Genomic DNA, 3,061 nt, shown 5'->3' with positions numbered 1-3,061 from the left:
CAAGGTTGTTAACGTAGTGCACCACGCAGCGGTGGCTTGCGCGGCCAAGCGTTTGTCGTAATAGGCAATAACTAAGCGCTTTAAAATAATATGCAGTTGCTGAGCACTTTCGTGTTGTTGACTAAGCTGTATAGCGTAACGCTTCGCTTTGTTAAATTGATAGCGTTTATACAGCCAGTAAGCCGAGGCAGCCACGAGTACGCACAGCAGCGCAATAATAACCCACCATGCCGGTGCGAGCGGCCAGATGCTCACTTGGCTAGGCGCTATGATGTCGTGCAGGCCATCGAGAGGATTAGTTTGCATAGTTACTTTCTCACTAATTGCAGCTCAAGCGGAGTGGCTGCATTGAATGAAATTAAATTGAGTCCCGATTTAGTTAAGCGATTAAAGCGGGTGCTAAAGGCTTGCTCGGCTTCTTTTGCAAAACGCGCTCTAAAGCGGTTATCCATTAACGGCAGCGCAAAGTCTTGGCCATTGGCATTGACAGTGACGGCGTGTTTAAAAGCGGGTAACTGATGCTCAAAGGGATCGCTTACATGGCAACCAATCAGCTCACAATGGCGGCTCAGTATTTCGAGTTGTTTCAAGCTGGCATCGTCTAAAGCGCTAAAGTCAGAGACGATATACACTAAACTGCCCGGTTTGGCTAAGTGGTTCAGCCGTTTTAAATTAGCAGTAAAATTATTAGTGGCGGGTTGATCAATCGCCTTGAGTGCTTGTTGGTGGTTGTCGCATAAGTTATGGCATAGCTTTAATACGGCTTTTTCGCGCGCACTGGGTTTAAGCTCTAAATGACTGTGTTGATTAAACACAATACCGCCAATGCGATCCCCGCGTTGGCAGGCCGACCAAGCAACCAGTGCACTGATGTGTGCGGCTTGCACTGATTTTAATAATAGCTTTGAACCAAATAGCATCGAGTTTGAAAAGTCGGTAAAGACAAACACTGGCCGTTCTTTTTCTTCTTGAAACAGCTTAGTGTGTGTTTCGCCAGTGCGTGCAGTAACGCGCCAATCAATAGAGCGAATATCATCGCCTTGTTGATAATGACGTACTTCAGCAAATTCCATGCCTCGGCCTTTATGCGGTGCTAGGTATTGGCCGCTTAAGGTGTTTTTAATTTTCACCTTAGGAGCCAGCTCAAGCAACTGTGCTTTAGCCTTGTAATACATTAGCTCTTTCAGGGCTAAGTTCACCCCTTGGCTATGGCTTTGTTTAAGCCAGTCGTGCGGGTTTAATGGTGTTTGCATAACTTAAGGTACGGCTACGAGTTCAACAATCCGGCTGATCACCTGATCTTTAGTAATGCCGTCGGCTTGGGCTTCGTAACTTAAAATAATACGATGGCGTAATACATTATGAACCACGGCCTGAATGTCATCGGGTGCGACAAAATCACGACCTTGTAACCACGCGTGGGCACGGGCGCATTTATCAAGCGCAATCGTGGCACGTGGGCTGGCACCAAACTCAATCCAGCTGCCTAGTTGCGCGTCTAATTTAGCCCCTTCGCGGGTGGCAATAATTAGTTGCACTAAGTACTGCTCAAGTGGTGCTGACAAATAAAGCCCTAAAATAGCTTGGCGCGCGGCAAATAAATCACTTTGGCTAATTTGCTGCATTGCCACCGGCTGTGCGTTAAGTGCTTCGCCACGGGTTAGACGTAAAATATCCAGCTCATGTTCGGCACCTGGGTAGCCAATGTTTAAATGTAATAAAAAGCGGTCAAGCTGCGCTTCTGGCAGCGGGTAGGTGCCTTCTTGCTCAAGTGGGTTTTGCGTGGCCATCACTAAAAACAATTCACTTAGCGGGTAGGTGTTTTTGCCCACCGTAACTTGGCGCTCGGCCATGGCTTCTAATAGCGCCGATTGCACTTTAGCAGGGGCGCGGTTTATTTCGTCGGCTAAAATAAGGTTATGAAACAGCGGCCCTTTTTCAAATACAAACTCATTGGTTTGTTGGCGGTAAATATCGGTGCCAGTAATATCGGCAGGCAGTAAGTCGGGAGTAAACTGTACCCGCTGAAACGAACCTTCAATGCCTTTCGCCAGCGCATTAACCGCACGGGTTTTGGCAAGCCCAGGAGGGCCTTCTACTAAGAGATGCCCGTCAGCTAAAATAGTAATAAGTAGCGCTTCAGTGAGCTGTGGCTGGCCAATAATTTGTGTATCTAAGTAGGTTTTTAATTGTGAAAATGCGTTAGCTGCCATAATAAGTAGACTGTCCTCGTCAGCTGAAGTGAACCCTAAGTTGCTTGGGTATGAAATACTGACCTAGTTATAAGGTGTATAAGTGGATAACTCAAGAGTTAGACTCTATTTTAGAAAATAGTTCGCTATTTTTTAACGATTTTTAGTTAGCCACAAAACTTTGATAAATCGGCTAAAAAAGCCTATTGTTGGTGCTTAAAGCAGCTGCTTGAATAATTTATTTGGCCGCAGTTACATTAATTTCAGTTTATCTATTGGCTTTAGTACACGGGTTGTTTAGAATCGAGTAAAATAAACAGGTCAGACCTGTCAGCGGGAGAGCATAATAAATGTCTGAGCAAAACATACTAAAAACACCAAAAGGCGACCGTATTGCCATAGTGAGCGGCTTACGAACTCCTTTTGCTAAGCAAGCAACAGCGTTTCACCATGTACCAGCATTGGATATGGGGAAATTAGTGGTTAACGAAATGCTGGAACGATTAAATTTCAATAAAGCAGAAATTGATCAACTGGTATTTGGTCAAGTAGTACAAATGCCAGAAGCCCCAAATATTGCACGCGAAATAGTTCTAGGCACCGGCATGCCAGTATCGGTTGATGCGTATTCTGTATCGCGCGCGTGTGCGACCAGCTTTCAGGCGATTGCTAATGTGGCCGAGTCAATTATGGCCGGCTCTGTGACAGTGGGCATTGCCGGTGGCGCCGACTCGTCATCTGTATTACCGATTGGCGTAAGCAAAAAATTGGCCGGCAGTTTAGTTGATTTAAATAAAGCACGTACTCTGGGTCAGCGATTAAAAATCTTTTCTAAATTGCGTTTAAAAGACTTATTACCGGTGCCACCT

At 45.6% G+C, this 3,061-nt stretch carries 3 protein-coding genes and 1 pseudogene; 1 reads left to right on the top strand and 3 read right to left on the bottom strand.

The genetic code is table 11. The features are described 5' to 3' along the window. The 3 genes from ABYB02_RS16155 to ABYB02_RS16145 all read right to left on the bottom strand — a co-directional run. Window positions 1-306 (bottom strand): DUF4381 domain-containing protein (locus ABYB02_RS16155; RefSeq protein ID WP_372763405.1); only part of this gene is annotated, 306 nt, incomplete at its 3' end. Window positions 307-308: 2 nt separating this feature from the next. Beyond that, window positions 309-1,253: a DUF58 domain-containing protein gene (locus ABYB02_RS16150; protein ID WP_372763404.1), complete on the bottom strand. Its 945-nt coding sequence runs from the start codon at window positions 1,251-1,253 to the stop codon at window positions 309-311. Window positions 1,254-1,256: 3 nt separating this feature from the next. Continuing rightward, complete coding sequence (locus ABYB02_RS16145) at window positions 1,257-2,213, bottom strand: AAA family ATPase (RefSeq protein ID WP_372763403.1); 957 nt, start codon at window positions 2,211-2,213, stop codon at window positions 1,257-1,259. Window positions 2,214-2,542: 329 nt separating this feature from the next. Between ABYB02_RS16145 and ABYB02_RS16140 the strand changes: the two are divergent. After that, a pseudogene (locus ABYB02_RS16140) lies at window positions 2,543-3,061 on the top strand (acetyl-CoA C-acyltransferase); the annotation flags it as partial.

Source organism: Pseudoalteromonas sp., from assembly GCF_041613455.1.
Lineage (GTDB): Bacteria > Pseudomonadota > Gammaproteobacteria > Enterobacterales > Alteromonadaceae > Pseudoalteromonas.
Note: the sequence above shows the minus strand (reverse complement) of the source record. Positions and strands in the feature narration are given on the sequence as shown.